This window comes from Streptomyces sp. NPDC057638 (assembly GCF_042800315.1).
GTDB lineage: Bacteria > Actinomycetota > Actinomycetes > Streptomycetales > Streptomycetaceae > Streptomyces.
The window spans coordinates 1-3,367 of sequence record NZ_JBHVHF010000514.1; the positions used below are offsets into that span (position 1 = coordinate 1).

Below are 3,367 nucleotides of genomic sequence, written 5' to 3' on the forward strand. Positions count from 1 at the left end.
ATCCAGGCATACACCTCGGACACGCTCCGGGTACCGCCCTCGTCGGCTGCGGGAAACGGATCCTCGGCCGAGGGTCCGTAGGTCTTGACGTAATACTTGATCATGTCGGTGGAGACGCCGGCGGCTTCGGCCAGTGCGGCGCCGCGGAGCCTCTCGGCGCCGGAAGTCCGGTGGGGCGCGATGGCGCGGAGGAGCCGGTTGGCGGAGTCGACCGTCTTGAGGTCGAGCTGCTCCGCGAGCCAGCTCGGCGTCACCGTGGTGCCGGCGGCCTCGGCTTCCTGGACGAGGGCAAGCGCCTCCTGTTCGCGGGCGCTGAGCCCGCGGGCGTCACGGGTCGTGGGCTTCGGTGCCTTGCGCTCCCGTTCCGCGTTGTCGATGATCCACGCCCGTACCTCTTTCCAGTCCCGTTCGCCGTTCTCGTCGGCTTGAGGGAAGGGGTGGTCGGAGCGCTCCGGGCTGTAGGCGGTGGCGTAGTAGTTGACACCCCGAGGGGTGATGTTCAGGATCCGGGCCAGTTCGCGGCTGTCCATGCGGGCGTGTCGCGGGCGTGCCCTCCTGGCGGTTTCCGCGATGCCGGTGGGGCCGGTGGGTCCGGTGCTGTCTTCGGGGAAGTTCTCCTCGTACCAGGCTCGGACGTCGTCCCGTTTGCGGTAAGCGGTGCCGCGGGGGCCGGCGGGAGGATCTTCGTCCGGGAAGCCGGGGTACTTGTCGGTCTGGTAGATCCAGTTGCGGACGCCGTGGATGGTTCGGCCGGTGGCTTTGGCGATGTCGCCGTTGGTGATGCGGTCGGGCAGTTTGTCGAGTGCCTTCAGGACTTCGTCGAGGGTGGGCATCGTTCCTCCAGGTGGTGCTCGGTCGGGGGTGTGGGCGGGGTACGCCCGAAGGCCGGTGACGGGTCTCCGTCACCGGCCCTGGTCTCCGCGCCGGGCGCGGGACGGTGGTGGTGGGTGTCGTGGGGGTCCCGGGCGGTCGCCCGGGGCGGGGCCCGTTCACCAGCTTCCCCGGATCGTCTGGGCGGCGGTGCCGCTGGTGATCCAGTCGGTGTAGTGCCGGATGTCGCTGACGGCCTGCTCGTACTGGTGTCGGCTGTGCTCCCGGACTTCGGGGGAGGAGCGGTGGGCGCTCTGGCCGTACCAGATTCCGGCGTCGAGGGTGTCGGCCCATCGGCGGGCGACGTCGGCGAGTAGGTGCTCCGGGATGCCGTGGTGGCAGGAGCAGGGTGTGGTGGAGACGGCGGTGTGGAACGTGTGGGCGTTCTTTCGGTGCTCGTCCAGGTCGGCGGTGATCTGGATCGTCCGGTCGGTCCATCGCGGGAGGTGGGGGCAGGTCCCTATGTGATCGATGGCGGCCGCGACGGCGGGGGCGGTGGTGCGCGCTCGGGTGAGGACGTGGGTTGCGGTGTCGTCTCGGTGGGTGGTTTGGGTGATCATGCTGGTCCTTGCGGTGGTGTGGTGGTCGGCCGGGTTAGCCCTCCCGATCTCGACCTTTATTAAGTTACTCGCATGACTGTGCGGGGGTCAAGCTGGGTGGTGGTCGGGGTGCCATCCGGCCGCTGCCGCGCTGGTTTCGTGGCGGACGGCGGCGGCTTCGAGCCGGGCCGGGTCGCCGAGGTGGATCGCGAAGGGGGGATGGGGGTGGGGTTCGCGGAGTGCGCGGATGCGGAGGGCCTGTTCGGCGAGGAGCCGGGCGGCCTCGGCGTGGAGGTCGCCGAGGTCGCCCGATTCGAGCAGGGTGGTCCAGACGCCGGCTCGCTGCACGCGGGCGGTGATCCGAAGGGGGTTCGTCCGCACGGTGTAGCGGTAGTCGGGGAGTACGGGAGTCTCCGGTACGGCGGGGTCGATGACGGCGGAGATGAGGTGCGGGGCGTGCGCGTGCGCCCATTGGCGGTACGCGTCGAGGCTGGCAGCGTGTGGTTCGGGCTGCTCGGCGAGGCAGTCGGCCAGGGCGGGCAGTTGGTGGGGCGGAGGTGCCCACCGGGAGTAGATCCTGGCGAGGGGCCGGTCGCCCGGTCCGTACCAGTCGAGGATGGACCGTTCTGGCATGGCGTTCTCCTGGTGACGGGGGCCGGGGTGCCCGGCCCCCTTGACGGTTAGCGGTTTCGACTCACGAGGAGGGTGAGGTTGTTGGGGTTGATCTCGCGGTCGTTGACGCGGGTGCCGTCTGCGGCGATCCAGAATTCGTCGGCCTCCGCCTCGGGGGTTGCCCATCGCTGGGCGTCGGCGTCCCAGGAAGGGCGCGGCTCGGTGCGGCAGCGCATGAGGCGTCGTTCGCCGTACTGGGCGATGTCGCCGGGCTCGTAGCGCGCGGTGACGATCTCGACGGTGAGGTCGTCCTCGCTCTCGAAGCTGATGAAGGTGCGGTTGGCGAGGCGGATCTCGCCCCGGCGGACCCTCTGGACGGTTCCTTCGATGAGGATGCGGATACGGGTATCGGGCTGAAGATGGCGCATGATGACTCCTACTGGGGGTGGTGGTCGACCCGGGGCTTGCCCTCCCCTTCTCGACATTTATTATTCTACCCCAAGGAAGGAGGGGTCACAACCGCCGGGAGACAAGCGGCGAATGCGACCGAGTTCTTGCGGCGCCGCCCCGTGCTCACCCGGCCGTCTGGCCGCCGCGGCGCAGTCCGGGGTGAAGGACTGCGGCCGGCGCCTCAGCGCCGCGGCGCCGTTCGGAGCGCGCGACGGTCAGGAAGTCCAGGATCCGCGTCGCTTTGACCTCGGCCTGCTCGCGGAGCTCCTTCGGGCACCGGTCGGGGATCGCGGCCTGCCGGGTGCGCAGGTCGATCTCGATGGTGACCCGGCGGGTCGTAGCACCTGGCCCACGGCCCGTGGTGTTCAGCCTGAGCTCAGCGCGCGTTCGACGGCCGAAAGGGCGGAGGACGACGTACTCGTTGCGCCAGGACCGGAACTCGATGTCCGGCGAGATGCGTACGGCGGCGCACTCGGTGCGTCCGGTGTCCGTACGACGAGTCAGGAGGGGATCGGCGGGGTGCTGCTCGATCCGCTGCACATGCCGGTGGAAGGGGCTCCAGCCCGGCCCGTAGACGACTTGGGTGTCGTCGAGCGCGTACGACCAGTCTCCGAGGTCGAGCTGAACGCCGTACATGTCGAATTCGTCGCGGGCGGCAACGGGGAGGGCTGTGGGTTCTTCGTGCGGCATGAGGTGTGTCCTGTTCGTTCGCGCGGCGAGGTGCCCCGGTGCGCGGGTGGGGCGGCTCGATGCCGCCGTGGCCGCGGTCGCGCTGCGCTGCCGGAGGGCCGGTCCGCGGGGTCCGCGCGTTGCCGGCCTGAGCGGCCGGGGTGGTGCGTACGGCGGGAGGGCCGGCGGACGGTTCGGCGCGGACGCGGCCGGGCCGGCTCGATGCC

At 70.4% G+C, this 3,367-nt stretch carries 5 protein-coding genes; all 5 read right to left on the reverse strand.

The annotated features are described in order from the left end of the window. Positions 1 to 833: hypothetical protein (locus ACFVIM_RS34125; RefSeq protein WP_384309987.1), on the reverse strand; the 833-nt coding region annotated here is incomplete at its 3' end. A gap of 156 nt (positions 834 to 989) precedes the next feature. After that, positions 990 to 1,430, reverse strand: a complete 441-nt coding sequence (locus ACFVIM_RS34130; RefSeq protein ID WP_384309990.1) for a hypothetical protein — start codon at positions 1,428 to 1,430, stop codon at positions 990 to 992. 87 nt (positions 1,431 to 1,517) lie between these two features. Continuing rightward, entirely contained in the window at positions 1,518 to 2,042 is a 525-nt protein-coding gene (locus tag ACFVIM_RS34135; RefSeq protein WP_384309993.1) for a hypothetical protein, read from the reverse strand. 47 nt (positions 2,043 to 2,089) lie between these two features. Beyond that, positions 2,090 to 2,449, reverse strand: coding sequence for a hypothetical protein (locus ACFVIM_RS34140; RefSeq protein WP_384309996.1), 360 nt, complete (start codon positions 2,447 to 2,449; stop codon positions 2,090 to 2,092). Positions 2,450 to 2,594: 145 nt separating this feature from the next. Next, a complete protein-coding gene (locus tag ACFVIM_RS34145) occupies positions 2,595 to 3,161 on the reverse strand; it encodes a hypothetical protein (RefSeq protein ID WP_384309999.1) in 567 nt (188 codons plus the stop codon). Between the last annotated feature and the right edge of the window lie 206 nt (positions 3,162 to 3,367).

Excerpts from the sequence above, each read along its gene's own strand:
- ACFVIM_RS34140 (WP_384309996.1), bottom strand. The coding sequence starts at position 2,449 with ATGCGCCATCTTCAGCCCGATACCCGTATCCGCATCCTCATCGAAGGA.
- ACFVIM_RS34130 (WP_384309990.1), bottom strand. The coding sequence starts at position 1,430 with ATGATCACCCAAACCACCCACCGAGACGACACCGCAACCCACGTCCTC.
- ACFVIM_RS34145 (WP_384309999.1), bottom strand. The coding sequence starts at position 3,161 with ATGCCGCACGAAGAACCCACAGCCCTCCCCGTTGCCGCCCGCGACGAA.
- ACFVIM_RS34135 (WP_384309993.1), bottom strand. The coding sequence starts at position 2,042 with ATGCCAGAACGGTCCATCCTCGACTGGTACGGACCGGGCGACCGGCCC.